Genomic DNA, 24988 nt, shown 5'->3' with positions numbered 1-24988 from the left:
TTTTTGGTTGTTCGGGGTCGGTACGGCGTTTTGTGGGGAATTACGGGCGGGCGGGGAAATATTCTGCCGGGGCGATGTTACCTCACGGGCGGACCGGAAAAGAGGGTCCGCCTCTACAACAGTGGTAAATGTTTAAAATTCGACCTGGGTATGGCGGGTAATCAGCGACCTGAGCGGCACGCTGCTTTTCATAATCGGTGACTTAATCACGATATAACTGAAGTACTTGTCGATGCCCACTTTGGCGTCCAGCAGTCCTTCAATCACTTCCTGATAGTGCTCAATACTGCGGGTAATAAAGCGCAGCAGATAGTCATAGCCACCGGTGATCAGGTGGCACTCCATCAGTTCATCAACCTCGCGGATGGCATTTTCAAACTTGAGAAAATCTTCGCGCCGATGGCCGGAAAGGGTCACTTCGGTAAAAACGGTGACCGAGTCGGTGATTTTCGTCAGATTGATGTGCGCCTCGTAGCCGGTAATAAACCCGGCGGTTTCAAGGCGCTTTACGCGCTGCAGGCAGGGGCTGGGCGAAAGCCCAACGGCATCGGCCAGATTCACATTGCTGATACGGCCATCTTTCTGCAGCTGTACCAGGATGTTAATGTCGATACGGTCCAGTTTCATTAAGCCGTTCATAAGACCCCTCATTGGTTCACGTCGCTCAACTGGTATAGCACGCTTAATCACTGAGACGCCAGTGTTTTAACAACGCGTGCTATCCGGGCGTAATTATCAATAAATGCAATAATATCAATGAGGAAGAATTATCAGCCCAGGCGACCGGTGGCACGAGCCAGTGCGATATCAAAGATATGCAGCGCCTCTTCCAGCTGCGAATCGCTGGTCACCAGCGGTGCGAGGAAACGCACGGTATTACGATGCAGGCCGCATTTAATCAGCAGCAGTCCTTCCTGGCAGGCGCTGTCGAGGATCTTCTGCGTCAGTGCGGCGTCGGGCTTTTTGCTTTCGAAGTCGATAATCTCTACCGCCTGCATAAAACCAATGCCGCGCACTTCTCCGATACAGGCATATTTCTCCGCCAGCTGTTGCAGGCGCGCATTCATCTGTTCACCGAGCTGATTTGAGCGCTCCAGCAGGTTCCCGTGCTCAAACAGATCGAGCACCGCCAGCGCCGCCGCGCAGCCCAGCGCGTTCCCGCCATAGGTGCCGCCCAGCCCGCCCGGCGTCGGCGCGTCCATCACGGCGGCTTTGCCCACCACGCCGGAAATGGGCAGACCGCCGCCGAGGCTTTTTGCCACGGTCACCAGGTCCGGCACAATCCCGCTGTGCTGGAAGCCGAACATCTTGCCGGTGCGGCCAAAACCGGTCTGCACTTCGTCACAGATCAGCAGGATGCCGTGGCGTTCGGTGATCTCACGCAGCGCCTGCATAAAGGCCGGTGACGCCGGCAGGAAGCCGCCATCGCCCTGCACCGGCTCGATGATGATCGCCGCCACGCGCTCCGGCAGGATCTGCACCGCAAACAGGGTATCCAGCGCTTTTAAGCAGTCCGCTTCGGAAACATCATGGAAGGCGTTCGGGAACGGAACGCGGTAAATATCACCGGGGAACGGGCCAAAGTTCTGCTTATACGGCTGGCTCATGCCGGTTAAGGTCACGCCCAGCAGGGTTCGGCCATGAAAAGCCCCGTCGAAAGCAATAATGCCGGGGCGCTGGGTGTGTGCGCGGGCAATTTTCACCGCATTTTCCACCGCTTCGGCGCCGCTGGTGAAAAAGACGCTTTTAAATTCTTCGCCCGCACCAATCAGCTTGTTCAGGCGTTTTGCCAGCTCGATATAGCCCGGATAGGCTGCCACCTGGAAACAGGCATGAGACACCCGCTGCAGCTGTTCCGTCACCGCATTGACCACCGCAGGATGGCTGTGGCCAACGTTTAATACGCCAATGCCGCCAACGAAATCTAAATAGCGATTCCCTTCCACGTCCCAGACTTCGGAACCTTTACCTTTCGCAATCACAATCGGGTGTGCGGTGACGACGCCACGGGGAACATTTTCTGCACGAGCGTCCAGAAACAGGGCGTTATCAGAGAATGTCTGCTGTTCAGCCAGTAAATTGTGCATTTATTTGCCTCATTGACGTGAAGATGAATACGTTGCCCGCTGCGGGCATGGGTCAAGTATCGCAATAAGCCGTAAGGGAAAGCTGCCGTTCAGGGCACAGCGGCAGCATTAACTTTCGTAATTCGTCCTAAACGTTGAATTAAATTTTTACCGCCAGCGATTCCTGCACTACCGCGCAGAACCAGCGGATGCCGTAAGGGATCAGCGCATCGTTAAAGTCATATTCGGAGTGGTGCAGCGGGCGGCTTTGCGCCGAGCCCAGCCACACATAGGCACCCGGCCTCGCCTGCAACATAAAGGAGAAGTCTTCAGAGGTCAGCGCCGGTTTTGCCGCCGGGCCATGCTCCAGCCCGGCACGACGTGCGGCGCTCAGGGCCACTCCCGCCTCGTGCGCCGTGTTGACGGTGGCCGGATAGTAGCGGTCATAGGTGACGCGGGCCGTCAGGCCGTGCGCCGCCGTCACGTGCTGCGCCAGCTCGCGCATGCGCTGCTCTATGCGGTCCTGCACCGCACGGTCAAAGGTGCGTACCGTTCCGCTCAGCGTGGCCTGCGCCGGGATCATATTGTGCGAGAAACCGCCGTTAATGCGCGTCACCGTCAGTACCGCCGGATCGCACGGGTCAAGGTCGCGGCTGACAATGGTGTGCAGCGCCACCACCAGCTCGCTGGTGGCCAGCAGCGTGTCGGGCGTCAGCTGCGGCTGAGCAGCATGTCCCCCGCCCCCTTCAACGGTGATACTGAAGGCGTCTCCGGCGCCCATTATCGGGCCGGGCCGGGTCTGCACCGTCCCCAGCGGCAGCTGCGGCCAGTTATGGATGGCATACACCGCATCGCACGGGAAGCGGGTAAACAGGCCGTCGTCGATCATCGCCTGCGCGCCTGCCAGCCCCTCTTCCGCTGGCTGAAAGATGAAATTCACCGTGCCGTCAAAATCCGGGTCAGCGGCCAGCGCCTGGGCCGCCCCCAGCAGCATCACCGTGTGGCCGTCGTGACCGCAGGCGTGGCAGACGTTCGCCTGCCGGCTTTTCCACGGCTGGCTGCCGTTATCCGCCATCGGCAGGGCATCCATGTCGGCGCGCAGCCCAACAGAACGCGGGCTGGTGCCGCGCTTCAGCACACCGACGACGCCGGTTTTACCGATCCCCTGATGCACCTCCAGCCCCAGCCGGGTGAGGAATTCTGCTACCAGCCCGCTGGTACGGTGCTCCTGATAGCCCAGCTCCGGGTGCTGGTGAATATCGCGCCGCAGCGCCACTAATGCTGCCATATCCATCTCAGTATCCTTTATCGCGGTCGACCACGCCGACCATGGTTTCACCGCGCTCAAAGCGGCGGATATTCTCCAGCAGCGCCCGCACCGCGCTTTCCGGCTGCGTCTGGCTGGCGATATGTGGCGTCAGCCAGACAGCCGGATGTTGCCAGAAGGCGTGCCCGGCGGGCAGCGGCTCCGGGGCGGTCACATCCACCACCGCCGCGCTCAGCTGCTGGCTGTCGAGCGCGCGGATTAAATCGTCATGGCTGAGCTGCGCGCCGCGTCCGACCTGCACTAGCGCCGCCCCCTGAGGCAGCTGGCTGAACAGGTCCGCGTTCAGCATCCCTTCGGTGCTGGCGGTCAGCGGCAGCAGGCAGATCAGAATGTCAGTGCGGGCAAGGAACTCGCAGAGCCGTTCGTTACCGGCAAAGCACTGTACGCCGGGCAGGTCGCGCGGCGTGCGGCTCCAGCCCGCGCAGTCAAAACCGAGCGTCACCAGCGGTTTCAGCACCGCTTCGCCCAGCGTGCCAAGCCCCATCACGCCGATGCGCCGTGTTGCGGCGGTGTGTACCGGATGCGCCTGCCAGATGCCCTCCCGCTGCTGCTGCAGATAGCGCGGCATATCGCGGTGCAGGCCGAGGACGGCAAAAGTGACGTATTCCACCATGCCGCTGGTCAGGCCGGGTTCGATCATCCGCACCACCGGCAGATCCGGCGGCAGGCTGGCATAGTCGAACTGATCGGCCCCTGCCCCGACGGAAAACAGCACTTTCAGGTTGGGAAACTGCTGCATAATATCGGCGGGTGGGACCCAGGCGACCAGATATTCCACCTCTTCCGGGTTCCCGATCTCCGGCCACAGCCGGAAGCTGGCGGCTGGCGCCATTTCCGCCACCAGCGCGGCCCATTTCTGCCCGCGTTCGGGTTCAGACTTATAGACGATATTCATCAGGCCAGCGCCTGGTTCATCAGGGCGAACGCCTGCATGCCGCCCGCTTCCGGCTGCCACGGTGTCCCTTTGTACATGGTGACCGGTGCATCCACCTCCACCAGCCCCAGCGCGGTGAGCCACGGCCCCATCCCGGCGGAGCGGTCGGTATCGATGCGCACAAACTGACCGCTGACGCCGCTAAGCAGGTGACTGACCAGCAGCTTCGCGTTGGGCAGGCTGCGTGCAATCACCGGGCCAATGGCGTAGCCGTGCCCGAAGCGGCGCAGGCAGGCAAACCCTGCCGCCGTGCCGTTCTCTTCCAGTACCAGAAAACGCTGCGCGCTGTCGAGCAGATTGGCGATCAGCAGCGGGCGATGCTGGCCCAGCGTCTGACGGTCCAGCGCGGTCAGCAGTGCAGCATCCTGTACGCCTGCACTGCGCAGCTGCTGATGGGGGCCACAGGCAACGGGCGTCACCGCCGCCAGTTCACGGCACTGATGCTGTTCAACGTGGCCGGTGGCGACGAAGCCCAGTTTTTCATACAGCGGCTTGCCCGCTTCTGTGGCGTGCAGGCGGACATTGCTGCCTTCCAGTTTCGCCAGCGTCTGCTGCATCAGCTGTTTGCCAATGCCGCGCCCCTGCTGGGCTCCGTCAACAATCACCAGGCCGAGAGTGGCGTAATCACGCCCCCAGCGCCAGTGCAGCGCTGTCCCTATCACCTCGCCATTTTCCTGCGCCACCAGGCCCTCGCCCAGCAGCAGCGCCTGCTGCCAGTCGGCGCGGCGGTGCGGCCACTTCATCTGCTGCGTCAGGGCGTAACCGGCATCCAGATGGTTTTCATTCATCGCGACAAATTCGATAGTCATTTCTGCTCCTTACATCATGCCCGGCGCATCAAGGCCGGAACCGTCGATCAGGCGTTCATAGCGGAACGGCGTCGGGTCAACAATCGGGGTATCTCTGGTGGCGAGGTCGGCAGCCAGCCGTCCGGCTCCGGGACCAATGCCGAAACCGTGGGCGCTGTATCCGGCCGAAAGCACCAGTCCAGGCAGCCTGCCGACCGGGGAAATCACCGGGACCGCATCGGCGGTGCTGTCGATCATCCCGCCCCAGGCCTGCTCCAGGCGCACGTTTTCCATTGAGGGGAACTCCTGGCGCATTGCGCTCAGCCCCTCCGCCACCATCGCCATATCCGGCACGGGATCGAGAATACGGACTTTTTCAAACGGTGAGATGCCGTCCATACGCCAGTGGGCCAGCGCCTCCGGTCCGGTGATAAACGGGCTGAGGCCGAGGTTAATCTTCAGATTTTTACGGCGCGCCTTAAAGGTCGGCCAGAACTGACGCGCATAGCGCAGCCCCTGTAAACCGGGTTCCAGGCGACCGCGACCGGAGACGGAAACGGTGTAGCTGCCGTCCAGCTGCGGGCGGCAGGCGAAGCCCGGCGTGTAGAGCGGCAGCGCGATTTTCTGTTCGATCGGCGCGGTGCGGAATGCGGTGCCGATGACGTTGCCAAGCGGCAGATCAATGCCGTGCCGGCGGCAGAACATGGACGTCCAGGCCCCGCCGGCACAGATCACGCTGCTGGTTTTGATCAGCCCCCGTTCGGTGACGACGCCGCTGACGCGTCCGGCGGAGATATCCAGCCCGCGCACCGCGCACTGCTGAAACACCAGCGCCCCCAGGCGCTGGGCGGCAATCGCCAGGCCTGGTGCCGCCAGCGATGGCTCGGCGTGACCGTCTGTCGGGGATGAAATGCCCCCCAGCCAGGCGCTGGAGCTGCCCGGCGTCATCGCTTTCGCCCGTTCGGCGGTGAGAATTTCGCTGTGGAAGTCATAGCCTTTCGCCATTTTATTCCAGGCTTCCCAGGCGTTAATATCCTGCTGGTTTTTTGTGGCGTACACCAGGCCACTGCGGCGGAACCCCAGCTCTTCACCGGTCTCCTCACCCAGTTCGCCCCAGCGTTGCAGCGCATATTGGATCAACGGCAGCTCGCGCTCGTCGCGGTTCTGCTGACGGCACCAGCCCCAGTTACGGCTGGACTGTTCGCCGCTGACCAGCCCTTTCTCAATCAGCACGACGCTGACGCCTTTTTTCGCCAGTTCATAGGCTGCGGCCGCCCCGGCAATGCCGGCTCCGATCACCACCACGTCGGCGGAAGGCGGGAAATGAGGGCTGTCCTGTACGTATCGAATCGGTGCGGGCATGTTGTTCCTTACCTGAATATGGTGTCGCCTGCGGGCGGACCGAAAAAAAAGGTCCGCCCCTACAAAACCGTGATTGCCCGTGGGAGGCAAATCCGGTGCGGGCAGGTGGTTCCCTGCCTGCATATGGTATCGCCTGCGGGCGGACCACAAAAAAAGGTCCGCCCCTACAAAACCGTGATTGCCCGTGGGGGGCAAATCCGGTGCGGGCAGGTGGTTCCCTGCCTGCATAAAGTTCCGCCACGACAAATATCTCACCGTAGGGGTCGACCCTTTTTTTCGGTCGACCCTTGGACATGAATCTGTTACAGCGCGATATCGCTCTCTTCGTGCTCGTCCAGCCAGCCCTGACGCAGCTCCGGGACGGCGCGCTTCAGGCGCTCATAGTACAGCTCGCTGGACGGCTTGTCGTAGTCGGCGCGCGCCACCTGGGTAACCATGCGGCCATTCTTCACCACAATGATCTCGTCACACACCGAACGCACCGCATGCAGGTCATGGCTGATAAACAGCACCGACAGCCCCAGCTCGCGGCGCAGCTCGGTAATCAGGTCCAGCACCGCTGCCGCCACCACAGTATCCAGCGCTGAGGTCACCTCATCGCACAGGATCAGGTCCGGCTCTGCCGCCAGCGCACGCGCCAGGTTCACGCGCTGCTTCTGCCCGCCGGACAGTGACCAGGGCTTGCGCCACAGCACGCTGCGCGGCAGACGAACCAGGTCGAGCAGCTGCAGCATGCGCTTTTCCAGCGCGGCGCCGCGCAGCCCGTGGAACAGCTTCAGCGGGCGCTTGAGGATGGTTTCAATGCTGTGCGCCGGGTTCAGCGCGGTATCCGCCATCTGGAATACATACTGGATGCGGCGCAGCTCATTCTCCGGGCGTTTATACATATCCCCGGCAATATAGTGACCGTTAAACAGAATATGGCCGCCGCTCGGCTTATTCATGCCGGCGATAGCGTGGGCCAGGGTGGTTTTACCCGACCCCGACTCGCCGATGATGCCAATCGCCTGGCCGCGATACAGGCTGAAGTTGATCTCTTCGAGAATTTTGATTTTCGGCTGACCGCTGCTGTCCAGCGGGCCGTATCCGGCAGAGAGATCGCGCACCTGCAACAGCGGCTGTACGCTCTCTCCCTGCGCCTGCCACGGGCTCGGACGCGGTTTCTGCCTTGCCGCTTCCAGCAGCAGGTGGCTGTACTCTGCTTTGGGTGCGCGCAGCAGCTGTTCGGTGGTGCCGTATTCAGCAATCGCGCCTTTCAGCAGCACCAGAATTTTGTCGGCCATCTGCGCCACCACCGCCAGATCGTGACTGACGTAGATGGCCGTCGTACCGCGCTGGCGCACCACGCGGCGGAAGGCTTTCAGCACCTCCACCTGGGTGGTGACGTCGAGCGCAGTGGTCGGTTCGTCGAGGATCACCACCTCCGGATCACCGATCAGCGCCATGGCGGTCATCAGGCGCTGAAGCTGCCCGCCGGAAACCTGGTGCGGATAGCGGTTACCGATGGTTTCCGGGTTGGGTAACGCCAGCTCGCGGAACAGCTCAATCGCCTTGGTTTCCGCATCAGCGCGGCTCATCACCCCGTGGATCACCACCGGCTCGACGACCTGATCCATGATGGTCATTGCCGGGTTGAACGAGGCGGCGGCACTCTGGGCAATATAGGCAACTTTGTTGCCACGGAACTGACACAGCTGGCCAGGGGTCAGCGAGGTGACATCCGTTCCCGCTACGTGAACCGTGCCGCCAGCAATTTTACAGCCGTGACGGGCATAGCCCATCAGCGCCAGAGCGATGGTGGTCTTACCGGAGCCGGACTCGCCAATCAGGGCCAGCACTTCCCCTTTCTGCACGGTGAAGTGAATATCAGACACCAGGGCTATTTCATGACCATCATCGGCCTGCGCGGTGACGCGCAGATGATCGACGGACACCATCGGCGTTGACGCATGTGGCGTAATATTCATGCAACCCCCTTAGCAACCACGGTTAATGAACGCATCGACTGTAAGCTGTCAATAAACAGGTTAGCCCCGATAGTCAGGCTGGCAATGGCCACCGCCGGCATCAACACCGCCGGAGAGCCATCAAACAGGCCCTGCAGGTTTTCACGCACCAGTGTCCCCCAGTCGGCATACGGCGGCTGTACGCCAAGGCCGAGGAAACTCAGGCCGCTGAGCAGCAGGACGATATAAACAAAGCGCAGGCCGAAATCGGTCAGCATCGGGTGCAGCATATTCGGCAGAATATCGTGGATAGCCACGTACAGGCGGCTTTCACCGCGCAGACGCGAGGCCTGCACGTAGTCCATCGAACGCAGGCTGGAGGCCATAGCGTAGGCAATGCGGTAGGCGCCCGGCCAGTAGGTAAACACAGCGGTGATAATCAGCATCGGCAGCGAGGATCCGAACACGGCGACAATCATCAGCGCGAGGATTTTACCCGGCAGCACCAGCATGGCATCGTTGATGCGCCCCAGCACCTCCTCCAGCCAGCGCCCCGCTACGGCGGCCAGCAGTGCCAGCAGCGTGCCGACCAGGCTGGCGAGCACGGCGGCAGTCAGCGCCAGGCCGATGGAGTAGCGCGCGCCGAACAGAATGCGGCTGAAAATATCACGGCCAAGATAGTCGGTACCAAACCAGAACTCGCGGCTGAAGTCACCGAACAGCGGCCCGCCGCCGATATCCTCCAGATTGTGCGGAGCCAGGGCGGTGCCGAACACCGCCATAAAGATCCAGAACAGGGTGATCAGCAGGCCGATGCGGCCGCTGATGGTGAGCGATTGAAAGAAGCGCCACGGCAGCGTCAACAGATTCATCAGCCCCTCCACTTAGGATTGAATGCGATTGTCAGAATGTCAGCGGCCAGCAGCAGCACCAGATAGCAGACGGCAAAGAACATCACGCAGAGCTGCACCACCGGCAGGTCGCGGTTGCTGACCGCATCCACCATCTGGCTGGCCAGCCCCGGATAGCTGAAGATACTTTCGATAATGATCACGCCGCCAAACAGGTACGAGAGGCTGAGCGAGATGGCGTTAGCAATCGGCCCCACGGCGTTGGGCAGCGCATGACGCAGCATGGCGCGCAGCGGCGAGACGCCTTTCAGCAGGGTCATTTCCAGATACGGGCTGTCCATCTGGTTCACGATCGCCGCGCGGGTCATCCTTGCCATCTGCGCGACCACCACGCAGCACAGCGTCATTACCGGCAGGGCAAAGGTGCGCAGAAAGCCGAGGAAATCCTGATGGGTGGAGCCGAGCGACATCGCCGGAACCCACTGCAGTTTGACCGCGAAGATAATCACCGCCACGGTCGCCACCAGAAATTCCGGTACGGCCACCACGGCCATGGTGCTGACCACCAGCGCACGGTCAAGGAATGACCCGCGCTTCATGGCGGCGGTAATGCCGATAAACAGCGCCAGCGGGACCGACACCAGTGTGGTGGTGGCGGCGAGCTGGAAGGTGGCCGGAATTCGCTGCGCCACCAGCTGGGTCACCGGAAGATTGCTGGCGAAGGAGGTGCCAAAGTCGCCCTGAAGCATGCCGGCCAGCCAGCTGAAGTAACGCATCATCAGCGGTTGATCCAGACCGAGCTGCTGGCGCAGTGCCGCGACCGTTTCAGGCGTCGCGGACTGGCCGAGGATCATCTGCGCGGCGTCGCCCGGCAGCATGCTGGTGATAAAGAACACCAGCGCCGAGACAATCAGCAGCGTAAGTAAGCCCGACCCTATGCGCCGGAATATCAGTGTGAAAATGTACCTGTTCATCGCCATTCTCCTGGTGAAAGTTGAAAGATTTACGACGTCAGCCAGGCGTATTCGTGGAAGCGATAGCCCATCATCATGCCCGACGGCATCGCTTCCACCCCTTTCACTTTATTGCTACAGCCGTCCATCGTACTGATGAAGGCCGGGATCAGCGTGCCGCAGTTGTCGTACACCAGCTTCTGCATATCGCCATACATCTGTTTGCGCTTTGCCTGGTCGCTTTCGCCACGGGCAGCGGTCACCAGCTGGTCGAACTGCTCATTTTTCCAGCCGGATTCGTTCCATGAGGCAGAGGAGTAGTAGAACTGAGAGAACAGCATATCCAGCGTCGGGCGCGGGTTAACCGAGCCGTAGCCAATCGGGTCTTTCATCCAGTGGGCTGACCAGTAGCCGTCATACGGTACGCGGCGCACCGCGACGTTCAGACCCGCAGAGCGGGCAATCTGCTGGATAAGCTGGCCGCCTTCCACCGCCCCTTCGATATTCGGGGTGGTGATGATTTCCACTTTTGCGCCGACCATATTGGCCTTTTTCAGGTGGAATTTAGCTTTGTCGAGGTCCAGCGGGCGCTGCGGCAGATCCTTGTTAAACATCGGGTGCCACGGCGGCACCGGCGTGTCGTTACCGACGTCACCAAAGCCCTGCAGGACGGTTTTAACAATCATCTCGCGCGGCTGCAGGTATTTCATCGCCAGCACAAAGTCCGGGTTGTTGCCGGGTGCCCGATCGGTACGGATGATCAGGTCGCTGTACATGCCGGATTTACTTTCCATGATGGTAAATTTGCCGTTCTGACGCAGGCGTTTCACATCGTTAGCTGACAGCGTGGAAACCATATGCAGGTCGCCGGACATCAGGGCGTTGACGCGGGCAGCCGGGTCGGTCACGCCCATCAGCTCCACCTCGTCCAGATGAGGCAGTCCCGGTTTGTAATAGTTTTTGTTTTTGCTGCCGACGGTGCGCACGCCCGGCTGGAACGAGGTGAGGACAAACGGCCCGGTGCCGATGGCTTTGCTGAAGTCTTTGGTGCCGTCCTGCACAATCAGGAAGGAGCTGGTCGCCAGGATGGACGGCAGGTCATAGTTTGGCTGTTCGAGAACGATCGTGATTTCTGAGGGGGCTGCCGCCTTGATCTCTTTCATCTGGCTGGCCAGGGTGATAACCGTGGAGGCCACGGCCGGATCTTTATGGCGGCTGAGAGAGTAAACCACATCGGCGGCGGTCAGCGGTTTGCCGTCATGGAAGGTTACGCCGGTGCGCAGCTTCACCTGCCAGGTCAGGCCGTCGCTGCTGGTCATGGATTCGGCCAGCGCGGGCTGCGCTTTCAGCTCTTTATCCAGCTCCATCAGGCCGCTGTAGAACATAAACTGACGGCAGTAGTCGCCGCTGTTGCTGCCTTTTGCCGGGTCGAGGGTATCGCTGGCTGAAGCATTGGCGACGGCAGCACGCAGTTTCCCCCCTTTCACCGGGGCCTCCGCTGCGAAGCTGAACTCCGGGAAGCCGATCAGCCCGGTGCTCATCACCGCACCGGCGGACAGCAGCTTCATCATGCCACGTCGTGAAATAGCAACATCCGTAATCGCCTGGGTCAAATTCGGGTTAACGCGGCTAAATTCTTTGCGAAATTTACTCATTTGCACACCCTCGAAATCGTTATTAATGACGGTTACCCTGGTCGGATAGATTCTTAGTTAAGAAAACTTATCTTTGGCTTTGTAATACAGTCCCGCTACCGGCAGGAACCAGGGCTTCCCGAAGTAGCCGGGAACCGCTGGCCAGCTGCTGCGCTGCCACGGGTTGTCGTTGCTTTTTTCTGCTATCAGGTCGGCCATCACGCGGCCCATCCACACGGACATCTGGGTGCCGTGCCCGCTGTAGCCCAGCGAGTAGAACACCCCGTCCTGTTCACCGGCATGGGGCAGACGGTCAGCGGTCATATCCACCAGCCCCCCCCAGCAGTAATCAATGGCAACGTTGCCCAGTGCCGGGAACATGGCCTGCATTCCTGCCTTCAGCACCTCCCCGCTCTTCGCATCGGAGGTCGGGTTGCTGATGGCAAAGCGGGCGCGGCCGCCAAACACCAGACGACGGTCGGCGGTGGTGCGCAGATAGTTGCCCAGGTTCAGCGAGGTGACATAGGTGCGGTCACCCGGCAGTAAACGGTTGAGCAGGCGCTCATCGAGCGGTTCAGTAACCACCACAAAGCTGCCCACCGGGATGATGCGGCGCTGGAACCAGTCAAACGGCCCGATATTGGAACAGCCGGTGGCCATCAGCACTTTTTCCGCCACAATCTCGCCCTTCGCGGTGCTGACGCGGTGACGGTAGCCGTTCAGACGCGTCAGGCCGGTGACCGCGCTGTGCGGATAGACCGCCGCCCCGGCACGGACAGCTGCGTCGGCGAGGCCAGCGCCAAACTTGCCCATATGCATCTGCCCGCCGTGGTGCTGGAGCAGCGCGCCGTGGAACTGCGGCGAGTCGATTTCGCGTTTCACTTCATCCGCGCTGAGTATTTCCACGTCGGGATCGACGTGCCGTTTCATCATCTCGCACGCCGCCACCAGCGACGGCAGATGTGAGGCTTTGCTGGCCAGCTTGAGCTTGCCGCAGCGGCGAAAATCACAGTCGATCTGCTCGCTGGCCACTACGCTCTGCACGTAGTCCACCGCATCGGCAAATGCACGGTAGTAGCGGGTAGCCTGTTCAACGCCCTGGCTTTCCACCATGGCGGCGAAGTTATGCGCCACACCGGTATTACAGTGGCCGCCGTTGCGGCCGGAGGCCTGGCTCATTACCTCACCCGCTTCCAGCACCACCACTTTCACGCCGCTGCGGGCGAGATTAAGTGCCGCCGAAATGCCGGTAAAGCCGCCGCCAATCACCACCACATCGGCAGTGGCTGGCAGGTCGCCTGTTGCTGCGCCGGTAAACGCCGGTGCCGTTGCCTGCCAGAATGATTCCAGTTTCATACCCTGCTCCTCTGAGGCTTACAGCCCCACCACGCCCGGAAGACCACCGATACCGCTGATTTCGGTATATTCATAGGCCGGGTTGCCCGGACCGTGACCGCGGTTGACATACACTTTGTTTTTGATGCCGAGGTCATACGCGGTCATCAGGTCATAACGCAGGCTGCTGGAGACGTGCAGGATCTCTTCCGGGCCGCAGTCGAGCTTGTTGAGCATGTATTCGAAGCCCTTCATCTGCGGCTTATACGCCCCCACCTCTTCAGCGGTGATGGTCATATGGATCGGCGCACCCAGGCGCGGGATGTGGTTTTTGATCAGCTCATTGGTTGAGTTGGTCAGCAGCACCAGCGGGAACTCTTTCGCGACTACCGCCAGCCCGGCGGGCACGTCCGGGTGTGGCCCCCAGGTGGCACAGGCGGTCATCACGGCGGCACAGTCTTCATCGGTGCACTCCACGCCCCATTTGTTACAGGTGCGGTACAGCGCGCTGGCCACCACCTGTGGGTAGAGCTTGAACGCCCCCAGCACTTCATCCAGGCGGTAGCTGGAGAAGTCATTGGTGAACGCCAGCATCTGTGCCGGACTGACGCGATCCGCGAAGATGGCGGCAGCTGCCCCGGCCATATCGAAGTTGATCAGCGTGCCGTAACAGTCGAAGGTGATGTATTTCGGTTTAAACACAGCCATTGCGCTACCTCTACAGAGTGGGTTTAGGGATGAAAGCAGGGTCAGAAGTCGATCAGCACGCTTTTATAGCGCTGGCAGGCCTCGAAGGCCTGACGCCCAAGATCTTTGCCGATGCCGGATCCGTGGAAGCCCCCGGTCGGAATAATAAAGTCGCCGGAGCGCCCGTAGCGGTTGATCCACACCGTTCCCGCCGCAATGCCACGCATCGCGCGCAGGGCACGGTCGATATTTTTGGTATGCACCCCGGCGCACAGGCCGTAGGTTGGATGGGAGGCCAGCGCCAGGCCTTCGGCTTCGTCGTCGAAGATCTGCACGGTCAGTACCGGGCCAAAGATCTCCTCCTGCACCGCCGGGTTGTTATTGCCGCTGACGGCCAGCAGCGTCGGCTGCCAGAAATAGCCTTCGCCGGTATCGGCAAAGCGCTCACCGCCGACCAGCACTTCAGCGCCCTGCTGACGGGCGCTTGAGACCACCGACGCCACTTTTTCCGCCTGACGGCGGTCAATCATTGGCGCATAGCGGCTGCTGTCGTTCCAGGTGACGCCAGCGCGGAAGCCCTGGCAAAGATCAATCAGCTTAGCGATCAGCGCATCGTGAACGCCGCGCTGCACAATCAGACGGGTCCCGGCCACGCAGGCCTGGCCGCCGTTGGCGGTAAAGCCGCGCAGAATTCGTCCGGCAACCTCGTTGATATCACCGCAGTCGTCAAACACCAGCTGCGGGCTTTTACCGCCCAGCTCCAGCGTCACCGGCTTCATACCGTTGAAGGCGGCATCGCTCATGATGCGCGCCCCGGTGGCGGTGGAACCGGTAAAGGAGACTTTACGCACCAGCGGATGCGCCACCAGCGCACTGCCGGTGACGGCCCCGCCGCCCTGAATGATATTCAGCACGCCGGCAGGCAGCCCGGCCTGAATTGCCAGCTCGGCCATGCGCACGGTGGAAAACGGCGTCAGTTCGGACGGCTTCAGCACCACGGCGTTACCTGCTGCCAGCGCCGGGCCACATTTCCACGAGGCCATCGACAGCGGGAAGTTCCACGGGGTAATTGCGCCGATCACGCCGTAGGGCTCCGGCACCAGCATACCGAGGCTGGCATCGCGGGTCGGCAGCACGTCGCCGCTGTATTTGTCGGCGCACTCGGCGTAAAAGCGAATGGCTTCGGCAGTGAACGGGATTTCGTGGTTCACCACGTCGTGAATTGGTCGGGTTGAACCGAGCGACTCTAACTGCGCCAGCAGCGGGTCGTGGGCGATCAGGTCAGCCCAGCGGTTCAGTACGGCCCCGCGCTGGCGTGGCGGGCAGGACGCCCAGCCGCTGTCACGCGCTGCCCGGTCGGCGTTGGTCACCGCCTCGTCCACCAGCGCGGCATCTGCGGAAAACAGCTCGGCGGCACGCAGGCCATCGGAAGGACGGTTAACGGTTAACGCCTCTCCTTTACCGGTCAGATGCTGACCATTAATGAAGTGTCCTGCCGGTAACGCTATTTTATCGGGATCGAAGCTGAGCATGAACGGACCCTTAATGTTGACCAGAACTTTTTGGTCTGAGTTATTTCATTTGTATTAAGCAATGCAGAAAGTATGCCACCCGTGCAAAAAAATAATAATGCGTAAAAGCGGGTGCAAAAAAATTTTCTGCCGTAATGACGGGCGTTTTATGACAGATAAACCGACTGAGTAAATAGATGATTTTCATCACAAAATAAACGCACCGCTTTGGTGATTCTGGTACTAAACCTGCACCAGCACAGCGCATGACTTTGCGTTCTTTCAGCATAAGTAACGGTATTTAAGACAAAAAAAATCCTGCACCCATTCAGGTGCAGGACTTTTTTTTATCACTTAAAATTTATTTTTAATTTTATAAGCTGCCAAAGTGGAACGCTTTAGATTCCAGATATTCGTCAATACCGTAGCGCGACCCCTCGCGACCGACGCCCGATAATTTAATTCCGCCAAACGGTGCCACTTCCAGCGAAACCGACCCGGTATTAAATCCGACCATGCCAAACTCCAGCGCCTCACCCACCCGCCACGCGCGGCGAATATTTTCGGTAAAGAAATAAGCGCCCAGACCAAATGGCGTGTCGTTCGCCATCGCGATGGCTTCATCTTCCGTGTCAAAGATAAACAGCGGTGCTACCGGGCCGAAGGTCTCTTCGTGGGCAATGCGCATGGCGCTGGTCACGCCGCCCAACACCGTCGGCGCCACAAAGGTGCCGTTACCGCTGCTGATACCGCCGGTCAGGAGTTCAGCCCCGTGGCTGAGGGCATCTTCAATATGGCCGTTCACTTTGCTGACGGCGGCCTGGTTAATAAGCGGGCCGATGGTGCTGCCCTCGGTAAAGCCATCAGCGACTTTCAGCTTTGCCACTTCTGCCAGCAGGCGTTCTGCAAAGCGCGGGTAGATGTTGCGCTGAACGAGGATACGGTTGGCGCAGACGCAGGTCTGCCCGGCGTTTCGGAACTTGCTCATCATCACGCCGCTGATGGCAATCTCAAGGTCGGCATCATCAAAGACAATCAGCGGGGCATTGCCGCCCAGCTCCAGACTGAGGCGTTTAATGCTGTCGGCGCTCTGCTGCATCAACAGCTGGCCCACTCGCGTTGAGCCGGTAAACGAGATTTTGCGTACCGTGCGGCTGCCGGTCAGGGTCTCACCGATGGCCTTCGGCAGCCCGGTCACCACCTGCAACACCCCCGCCGGGATGCCCGCGCGCTGCGCCAGTTCTGCCAGCGCCAGCGCAGAGAGAGGCGTCAGCTCCGAAGGTTTAACGATAACCGGGCAGCCTGCCGCCAGCGCCGGGGCAACTTTACGGGTGATCATCGCAATCGGGAAGTTCCACGGCGTAATCGCCGCCGCCACGCCCACCGGCTGTTTCAGTACCAGGATACGACGGTCGTCGCTGGGTGCCGGGATAGTGTCGCCGTAGATGCGGCGCGCCTCTTCCGCGAACCATTTCACAAAGCCCGCACCGTACAGCACCTCCCCTCTGGCTTCGGCCAGCGGTTTCCCCTGCTCGGCGGTCATGATAATCGCCAGGTCGTCGGCGTTGTCGAGGATCAGCTGATGCCATTTTTCCAGCAGCAGCGCGCGCTGGGCGTTGGGGGTTTTCGCCCAGCTTTTGCGTGCCGCATCGGCAAAGGCAATCGCCTGTTCAGTTTCCTGCGCGCCGAGCGACGGAATGGTGCAGAGTACATCGCCGGTAGAGGGGTTGATCACCGGCAGCGTTTCGCCATTGAAGGCCCCCTGCCACTGTCCGTTGAAATAAGCCTGCTGGCGCAGCAGAGTGGCATCCTGTAAACGTTGTGCGAGCATAGCGTCTCCTTAATTAGTTCATTTCACTTTAGCGGAGGAGGCACAGCCAATGCTGCGTTATCGTTCGATGCGATGCGGGGTGAAGAGGGTTTTGGCCGGGGAAACGAAATTTTATGCCGCGCCCGTCGGCCGGGGTGGTGGCGAGGGGAACCGGGGTACAGACCATCACGGGTTGACCGAACCGTAGGGGTCGACCCGAAACCCGGCATGGCGACAAGGGGAACATGGGTGCAGACCATCACGGGTTGACCGAAACAGAAGGTCAACCCCTACGGTGCAAGGCATCACCCGGACGCGTAGGGGGCGACCCTTTTTTCCGGTCGACCCGAAACCCCGTGTGTTGACGAGGGAAACACAGGTGCAGACCATTACCACGGGTTGACCGAAACAGAAGGTCAACCCCTACGGTGCAAGGCATCATCCCGTACCGTAGGGGTCGACCCTTTTTTCCGGTCGACCCGAAATCCCGTGTGGGATACGCGGGCCCTGCCGTTATCGACAATTCCGACGGGAAAGAAGAAATGCCATCATCACCATGCCCCCCGCCAGCGCGAACGTCAGCCGCATACCGTGGGACGATGCCAGGTCTGGCGCAAAATTCCCGTAGCGCACCCCGGCGGCATACACCGCCGCCATCAGTGCGGCTCCCGCAATAAACCCCAGATTACGCCCCAGATTCATCAGTCCGGACACCAGACCACGTCGCGCAGGATCGGCACCTTTCAGTAATGCGGTATTGTTTGCCGCCTGAAACAGCGCATAGCCCGCCGTTAACAGCATCAGCCCGGCAAGATAGCCTCCACCCCCCGCTCCCGGTGGTAACCCTGCCAGCAGCAGGCAGCCCCCGGCTACCGCCGCTAACCCGACCGACGTGGTGTTGCGCGCCCCCAGACGGTCCACCAGTCGTCCGGCAGGCAGGCCGCAGACTGCCGCTACCAGCGGCCCGACGGCCATCACCAGCCCGGTCTGGCGGGGGGTGAGCAGCAGCCCGTGGCTGAGATAGAACGGGCCGACGACAAAGGTGGTCATCATCACCATCGCCACCGCCAGGCTCATCGTCAACCCGCGTGCCAGCGCCCCCTGACGCAGCAGGGACAGCAGTGAACCCCGCGGCGTCACCGCCTGTGCTGCGGCAGTATGCGGCAGAAAATGCTGTAGCAGCCCCCAGGCCACCAGACCGAGCGGCAGATTGATCAGAAACAGCGCCTGCCAGCCAAAGGCGGCAATCAGCAGACCGCCCAGCGCCGGGCCCAGCGCGGTCCCGATGGCAGAAACGGTGCCCAGCAGGCCCATGGCGCGCCCGGTGCGGTCGGCAGGCAACACCTGAACCACCAGCGCCAGCGTGCTGGCCATCATCATCGCGCCTCCCAGCCCCTGCACGATGCGCGCAGCGATCAGCCAGCCGATCCCGGTCGCCAGGCCGCAGCCAAGCGAGGCCACGCTAAACAACAGTACGCCATAGCCCAGCAGCCGCTGGCGGCCAAAGAGATCGGCCAGCCAGCCCATTGCCAGCACCGAAGCGGTCACCGCCAGCAGGTACGCCAGCACCACCCACTGCATCTGCGCAAAAGAGGCACTGAACGCCGCAGCCAGCGTCGGCAGCCCGACATTGGCAATACTGCTGCCCATCGACGAGATCAACATGCTGAAGGCCAGCGCACAAAGCGGCCCGGAAGAGGAACGAACAGGAAGTAAGGTCATGGCATAAGCCCGCAGGTGAAGGTACCCGAAGCTTATGCCGTTGACGGATAAGGCGGAAGACGCACGAATGTCACTATATAGCTGCACCCGGCGCCATGTCAGGATCAGATCTGGAAGTCGATCACCGGCTCTTCTTCGTTCAGCGACAGCGCCTGGCGTTTAATCTCTTCCAGTGAAAGGTTGGCGTTACACAGTTCGAGGAACTGCCAGACGTAATTACGCTGTAACTGGCCGCGTTTCAGCCCCAGCCAGACGGTATTTGAATCAAACAGGTGGCGGGCATCCAGGCGCGTCAGCGACGAGTGCTCATCCAGCTGGCAGGCCTGGTCGGCCAGTACCCCAACGCCCAGCCCCAGCTCAACGTAGGTTTTCACCACGTCAGAGTCCTGTGCGCTGAGAACGATATCCGGTTTCAGGCTGGCGGCATGGAAGGCGCGGTCTACCTTCGAACGCCCGGTAATGCCCTGCCGGTAGGTAATCAGCGGGTAGCGGCTGAGGGCCGCCAGCGTCAGCGGCTGCTGCTGTTCCAGATCGTGCCCCTTCGGCACCAGCAGCGCATGGTGCCAGCTGAACCACGGAAAGGCGGCCAGCGCCGGGTTGTTCACCACCTGCTCGCTGGCAATGCCAATGTCCGCCTCGCCCGCCACCAGCATGGAAACAATCTCCTGCGGCGAGCCCTGATTCAGCTCAAGGCGCACATTAGGATAAAGCGCGCGGAAGGCTTTAATCACTCTCGGCAGGCTGTAACGCGCCTGAGTATGGGTGGTGGCAATGGTCAGCACGCCGCTGGACTCATTGGTAAAGACATCGGCCAGGCGCCGGACTTTACCCGCCTCATCCAGAATACGTTCGGCAATGGTCAGCAGCGCTTTACCGGGCTCGGTCATCCCCAGCAGGCGTTTGCCACGGCGGATAAAGATCTCGACCCCAAGTTCATCTTCCAAATCCCGGATATGGCGGCTGACCCCTGACTGGGAGGTAAACAGCGCATTGGCCACTTCGGTAAGATTAAACTCGCAGCGTGCCGCTTCTTTAATAATTTTAAGTTGCTGAAAATTCACGCGCGCTCCTCCCTCTGTTATCTGTTGGTTTCCTTCATGTTAAGGATGCACATTGATAGCAACAAATAATAAAAAAAGGTTTTATATGCTTTTTAGCGATAAGGCGTGAAGTGAGGCGCGCGACTGCGCGCCCGGCACCAGGGGGATTAACTGACCAGCATCAGCTCGCGATCTTCCGAAACGGGATTATTCAGCAGCGACAGCAGGATGTTTTTCACGGCCTGCGCGGAAGGCGACATCGGCAGCGTGGAGGAGACGTTCAGCGACAGCGGCAGGTTCAGCGTCGGGCTGGTAATGCGCGCCATCCAGGCATTGGTTGAGCTGACCAGCGCACGCGCGGCAGACTCCGGTAACACCGTTGCGCCCATTCCGCTGGACACGGCGGCGGTCAGCGTGGCGATGGATTCAATTTCACCGATAATGCGTGCGCTGAGGCGACGCAGGGAGAAAGCCTCATCCACGCGCTTACGCACGGCGCTGTAGTCTCGCGGCAGGAACAGATTCATCCCGGCTACATCAGTCAGATCGATGGTCTGGCCAGGGCAGACGCTGGCACCCACCAGATAAAGTTCTTCTTTCATCAGCGGAATGCTGGTAATACCGGCGGCCGGTGAGCGGTCGTAAAGCACTGCCATATCCAGCTGCCCACTCATCACTTTTTCATTTAATGAGGCACCGCCGTTCTCGTGCAGATAAACCAGCACGTCCGGGAACTGTTCGCGCACGGTCTGCAGTAAAGGCATGGTCAGCGATGAGGCTGCCGTCCCCGGTGCCAGGCCGATAGAGACCTGCCCGCCCAGCGCCTGCCCGGCATTGATCACCGCCGTCTGCGCCTGTTCACACTGGCGCAGAATAGTGCGGGCGTGAGCATAGAGGATTTTACCCGCATCGGTCGGCGTGACGCCGCGCTTGGTGCGGATCAGCAGCTGCTGGTCCAGTTCATTTTCCAGCGTGGCGACCTGCTGGCTGAGCGCCGGTTGCGCAATATGCAGCACTTCTGCCGCCTGAGTCAGGCTGCCGATATCGACGATTTTCACGAAATACTTCAGTCGTCTTAAATTCATTTTGCCTCCGTCACGTATCCCCGATCGCCAGCGAAACTGGCGGTTTATAATAAGTTTTCATTCTGACAGAACAGGATTTGCAAGGGACGTGCCAGCTTTTTTCTAACGGTGACAGGGCGTCAGAAACAGGGTGTAACAGACGGTAAAATAAGAGAATCTGATTACTGGCAGCGGCAGGCACGTTGCGATTGCGCGCTGGCCGGTAAGATTGGGACAGGCGGTTGCACACGGATGGTGCAGGAAATGCGTTGAGGATGTGCAGGTTTTTGTCGGGACTGACCCTGATTTGCAGTCAGCCCCGACAAAGGATTACCGTTTTTTGCGGTTGCGATACATATCGATGGATACCGCGGCCACAATAATCATCCCTTTGATAATATCCTGGATGTAGGCGTCGACGCCGACAAAGGTAAAGCCACTTTTAATCAGGCCGAGGATCACCGCGCCGATCAGCGTACCGGTAATGCGCCCGACCCCGCCCATCAGGCTGGAACCGCCGATGACCGCAGCGGCAATCGCATCCAGTTCATAACCCAGACCCATACTTGACTGGCCGCTGCTGACGCGTGCCGCCAGGACCACCCCTGCCAGACCGGATAAGCCGCCCGCAATGGTGTAAACGATGATCAGGTATTTATTGACGTTAATACCGGAGACTTTCGCCGACACCATGTTGCCGCCAATCGCGTAGACATACTTGCCGTAGCGGGTGTGTTTCAGCGCGATATGGAAAATCACCGCCACCACCAGGAAGATAATCACCGGCATTGCGCCCTGACCAATGGAGGTGAAGCCGTCAGACAGGAAGCTGATAGGGTTACCCTGGGTGTAATACTGTGCCAGACCACGGGCTGATACCATCATGCCCAGCGTGGCGATAAACGGAGGAATACCGGTTTTCGTAATCAGCACGCCGTTGACGATACCGCACAGTATTCCGACCCCAATACCCGCCCCGATGGGCAGTACCGCAGGCATGTCCACCAGCGACGGAAACATCGGTGACAGGCTTTCAGAAGTTTGCGCCAGACTGGCCGCCACCACTGCCGTCAGCGCAATCACTGAGCCGGACGACAGGTCAATCCCCGTGGTGATAATGACCTGGGTCACCCCGACGGCAATAATACCGATGATGGCAACCTGCAGAACGATCAACACCAGACGGTTCGGGTTCATCAGGAATGACTGATCGCGCACATACCAGCCGAAGGCTTCAAAAATCAGCGCAATGCCGACCATCACCACAAAAATACCGGTATCTTTAGGCAGTTTGCCTTTCAGGTTGCTGAAGAACGATGGTGTTTCAGCTGACTGTTGCGTTGTCATTTTCACATCACTCATGTTTGTTTACCTTACGCCCTTACTCGGACGCCAACGACAAAATGGTTTCCTGGTCGGCTTCTTCTTTATTGAGGATGCCGGTAATACGTCCACCGTGCATCACCATCACGCGGTCACTCATACCAATAATTTCCGGCAGTTCAGAGGAGACCATGATGATGGCAACGCCGCGGCTCGCCAGTTCGCTGATAAGACGGTAGATTTCCGCTTTTGCGCCGACGTCGATACCACGAGTAGGTTCGTCAAGGATAAGGATTTTGGGTTGTGCCAGCAGCCAGCGGGCAATCAAGACTTTTTGCTGGTTACCGCCACTGAGGTTATTGATGATCTGGTCCATGGTTGGCGTCTTGATATTCAGACGCTTGATCTGTTCCAGACAGTCTTTCGCCATGTTGGCGTGATCAACAAAGCCGCCCTTAGCGCTGTAGTCCGTCATCTTGACGATGCTCATGTTCTCCATTACTGACAGCACGAGGAACAGGCCGGACTTTTTACGGTCTTCGGTCAGGAACGCCAGCCCTTTATCAATGGCGCTGGCCGGCGAATCAATGGTGGTTGGCACACCGTCAATCAGGATTTCGCCGCTGTCGATGGAGGTCATACCAAACAGACTTTCCATCACTTCACTGCGTCCGGCACCGACCAGCCCCGCAACGCCGAGGATCTCACCGCGACGGACGTTAAAGCTCACGTCGTGGAACACATCCTTACGCGTCAGGTTGCGCACCGTCAGCACATCTTCACCGATATTGCTCTCGGTTTTCGGGAATAGCTGGGTCAGTTCACGCCCCACCATCTGGGTAATCAGCGACTGGCGCGTATAGCTTGATGTCTCGTTGCTCGCCACCCAGGTGCCGTCACGAAACACGCTGACTTCATCGGTAATGGCAAAAATTTCATCCATTTTGTGGCTGATGTAGATGATGGCTTTGCCCTGCGAACGCAGGTCGCGAATGATGGTGAACAGGTGCGCCACTTCGGTTTCCGTCAGTGCCGACGTCGGTTCATCCATAATCACAATGTCTGAGTTCCAGGACACCGCCTTAGCGATCTCCACCATTTGCTGGGAGGCGATACTGAGATCGCCCACCATTTGTTCAGGACGCAGACGGATATTGAGCTTAACCAGCAGGTCTCTGGTTAAACGGTTGAGCTTGCCGTGGTCAACGAAGCCGAATTTCATCGGCTCGCGACCCAGCCAGATATTTTCGGCGACCGTCATATGCGGTACCAGATTTAGCTCCTGGTGGATCATGGAAACACCCGAACGCAGTGCATCCAGCGTATCGGTAAACTGCACAGGCTCCCCTTTAATGCGAATCTGTCCCTCATCGGGACGATAAATCCCGATGAGGCACTTCATTAAAGTGGATTTACCCGCACCGTTCTCACCCATCAGAGCATGCACCGTTCCCGGCTTGATACGAAATGAGACGTTGCTTAACGCCTTCACGCCAGGGAAAAATTTGCTGATGCCTTCGGCTTCAAGCGCATATGCGGTCATTTGACACCCTCCGTACTACGAGTTCAGCGAAAGTTATTTCAGGTTTTTACTGGTAAAGTTGGTGTAGTTATCTTTAGTAATCAGCTGATAAGGGATAAATACGTTTTTCTGAACCTGTTCGCCTTTCGCCAGTTTCACGGCAGTCTGTACGGCACCGGCACCCTGACCTTTAGCGTCCTGGAAGACGGTAGCGACCATTTTGCCGTTTTTAATCATCTGCAGTGCATCTGGGGTACCATCGACGCCCGCAATCAGGATTTTCTGGTCGTTCTTACCCAGCGCCTGCAGGGCACCGATGGCCATTTCATCGTTGTTGGAGGCAATCGCCTGGATATCATCACCTGCCGTCATCCAGTTACTCACCACGTCTACCGCATCGTTGCGGGTAAATTTCGCGGTCTGTTTCTGTACCACTTTCAGGCCTGGATATTTTGCGACTACCGCTTCAACCCCTTTGGTACGGTCACGGGTCGCTTCGTTGGCGAGGTCACCCAGCAGGATGGCGACGTTACCTTTGTAGTCCATACGTTTTGCCAGCGCTTCCATCTGCAGACGGCCTGCCAGCTCAGAGTCAGAACCCACATACGCCATCTTGCCGGTCAGCTCGGTCGCTGGCTTACGGTTAACGAACACCAGAGGAATACCGGCTTTCGACGTCAGATCAACAATCGGCTTCACCGCGTTGGTATCTACCGGGTTGATGATGATGGCGTCTACGCCCTGGCCGATAAAGTTCTGAACCTGTTGCAGCTGCTGTGCGACGTCACCTTTGGCGTCTTCAATCTGGCCTTTGACGTTTTCCGTTTTCATCTCGCTGGTAATGGAGTTACGAACGATGGTTAAAAAGTTGTCATCAAACAGCGCCATAGAGACGCCAACCTGCAGATCTTTGGCAAAACTGGTAACAGGCAGCATGCAGACTAACAGTGACGCTAAAATTGTTTTTTTCACGTTCATGTCCAGGTCCTTAATTATCGTTAGCTTGCGAAGGTTTAAGATTCTGCGAATGAAAAATTTCTTTTACATTCAGACAACCTCACCCACGGCTTAAGTAAAGTGTAGGGGGTAACTATATCGGGTAAAACTATCTTT

General features: G+C 59.4%; 20 protein-coding genes. All 20 read right to left on the bottom strand.

What is annotated here, in order from left to right; translation table 11 throughout:
• Positions 1-132: 132 nt before the first annotated feature.
• Positions 133-639, bottom strand: coding sequence for an Lrp/AsnC family transcriptional regulator (locus ABEH87_RS01695; protein WP_062742678.1), 507 nt, complete (start codon positions 637-639; stop codon positions 133-135).
• A gap of 131 nt (positions 640-770) precedes the next feature.
• Positions 771-2087 carry a 4-aminobutyrate--2-oxoglutarate transaminase gene (gabT, locus tag ABEH87_RS01690; protein ID WP_346573340.1) on the bottom strand — a complete coding sequence of 439 codons (1317 nt, stop codon included), beginning with the start codon at positions 2085-2087 and terminating at the stop codon, positions 771-773.
• A gap of 139 nt (positions 2088-2226) precedes the next feature.
• Positions 2227-3354, bottom strand: a complete 1128-nt coding sequence (locus ABEH87_RS01685) for a M20 aminoacylase family protein (RefSeq protein WP_346574542.1) — start codon at positions 3352-3354, stop codon at positions 2227-2229.
• A gap of 7 nt (positions 3355-3361) precedes the next feature.
• The gene (locus tag ABEH87_RS01680; RefSeq protein ID WP_346573338.1) at positions 3362-4288 is read right to left on the bottom strand and encodes a glyoxylate/hydroxypyruvate reductase A; all 927 of its coding nucleotides are present in this window, start codon (positions 4286-4288) and stop codon (positions 3362-3364) included.
• Positions 4288-5136, bottom strand: coding sequence for a GNAT family N-acetyltransferase (locus ABEH87_RS01675; RefSeq protein ID WP_346573336.1), 849 nt, complete (start codon positions 5134-5136; stop codon positions 4288-4290). The genes ABEH87_RS01680 and ABEH87_RS01675 overlap by 1 nt, the downstream gene beginning before the upstream one ends.
• A 9-nt stretch (positions 5137-5145) precedes the next feature.
• Positions 5146-6477, bottom strand: a complete 1332-nt coding sequence (locus ABEH87_RS01670; RefSeq protein ID WP_346573334.1) for an FAD-binding oxidoreductase — start codon at positions 6475-6477, stop codon at positions 5146-5148.
• Positions 6478-6779: 302 nt separating this feature from the next.
• Positions 6780-8444, bottom strand: coding sequence for an ABC transporter ATP-binding protein (locus tag ABEH87_RS01665; protein ID WP_346573332.1), 1665 nt, complete (start codon positions 8442-8444; stop codon positions 6780-6782).
• On the bottom strand, positions 8441-9295 hold the full coding sequence (locus ABEH87_RS01660; RefSeq protein ID WP_137269314.1) for an ABC transporter permease: 855 nt from the start codon (positions 9293-9295) through the stop codon (positions 8441-8443). Before ABEH87_RS01660 ends, ABEH87_RS01665 begins: the two co-directional genes overlap by 4 nt.
• Positions 9295-10248: an ABC transporter permease gene (locus ABEH87_RS01655; RefSeq protein ID WP_346573329.1), complete on the bottom strand. Its 954-nt coding sequence runs from the start codon at positions 10246-10248 to the stop codon at positions 9295-9297. Before ABEH87_RS01655 ends, ABEH87_RS01660 begins: the two co-directional genes overlap by 1 nt.
• 29 nt (positions 10249-10277) lie before the next feature.
• The gene (locus ABEH87_RS01650) at positions 10278-11882 is read right to left on the bottom strand and encodes an ABC transporter substrate-binding protein (protein ID WP_346573327.1); all 1605 of its coding nucleotides are present in this window, start codon (positions 11880-11882) and stop codon (positions 10278-10280) included.
• A 57-nt stretch (positions 11883-11939) separates the two neighbouring features.
• A complete protein-coding gene (locus tag ABEH87_RS01645; RefSeq protein ID WP_346573326.1) occupies positions 11940-13217 on the bottom strand; it encodes an FAD-binding oxidoreductase in 1278 nt (425 codons plus the stop codon).
• Positions 13218-13235: 18 nt separating this feature from the next.
• Entirely contained in the window at positions 13236-13904 is a 669-nt protein-coding gene (locus tag ABEH87_RS01640) for a haloacid dehalogenase type II (RefSeq protein WP_346573324.1), read from the bottom strand.
• Between the two features lie 41 nt (positions 13905-13945).
• The gene (locus tag ABEH87_RS01635) at positions 13946-15415 is read right to left on the bottom strand and encodes an aldehyde dehydrogenase family protein (protein ID WP_346573322.1); all 1470 of its coding nucleotides are present in this window, start codon (positions 15413-15415) and stop codon (positions 13946-13948) included.
• A 352-nt stretch (positions 15416-15767) separates the two neighbouring features.
• On the bottom strand, positions 15768-17225 hold the full coding sequence (locus ABEH87_RS01630) for an NAD-dependent succinate-semialdehyde dehydrogenase (RefSeq protein ID WP_346573320.1): 1458 nt from the start codon (positions 17223-17225) through the stop codon (positions 15768-15770).
• A 492-nt stretch (positions 17226-17717) separates the two neighbouring features.
• Positions 17718-18926, bottom strand: a complete 1209-nt coding sequence (locus ABEH87_RS01625) for an MFS transporter (protein WP_346573318.1) — start codon at positions 18924-18926, stop codon at positions 17718-17720.
• 104 nt (positions 18927-19030) lie between these two features.
• A complete protein-coding gene (cbl, locus tag ABEH87_RS01620; protein WP_346573316.1) occupies positions 19031-19987 on the bottom strand; it encodes an HTH-type transcriptional regulator Cbl in 957 nt (318 codons plus the stop codon).
• A 146-nt stretch (positions 19988-20133) separates the two neighbouring features.
• Entirely contained in the window at positions 20134-21051 is a 918-nt protein-coding gene (gene nac, locus ABEH87_RS01615; protein ID WP_346573314.1) for a nitrogen assimilation transcriptional regulator NAC, read from the bottom strand.
• Between the two features lie 309 nt (positions 21052-21360).
• Positions 21361-22392, bottom strand: a complete 1032-nt coding sequence (locus ABEH87_RS01610) for an ABC transporter permease (RefSeq protein ID WP_346573313.1) — start codon at positions 22390-22392, stop codon at positions 21361-21363.
• A 19-nt stretch (positions 22393-22411) separates the two neighbouring features.
• Positions 22412-23896 carry a sugar ABC transporter ATP-binding protein gene (locus ABEH87_RS01605; RefSeq protein ID WP_346573311.1) on the bottom strand — a complete coding sequence of 495 codons (1485 nt, stop codon included), beginning with the start codon at positions 23894-23896 and terminating at the stop codon, positions 22412-22414.
• A 33-nt stretch (positions 23897-23929) separates the two neighbouring features.
• Positions 23930-24853: a sugar ABC transporter substrate-binding protein gene (locus tag ABEH87_RS01600; RefSeq protein WP_062743083.1), complete on the bottom strand. Its 924-nt coding sequence runs from the start codon at positions 24851-24853 to the stop codon at positions 23930-23932.
• Positions 24854-24988: the final 135 nt, after the last annotated feature.

Origin of the sequence: Erwinia sp. Eh17-17, assembly GCF_039675725.1 — a bacterium.
Lineage (GTDB): Bacteria > Pseudomonadota > Gammaproteobacteria > Enterobacterales > Enterobacteriaceae > Erwinia.
The sequence above is the reverse complement of the archived record's forward strand: the minus strand, read 5'-3'. Positions and strand labels throughout refer to the sequence as shown.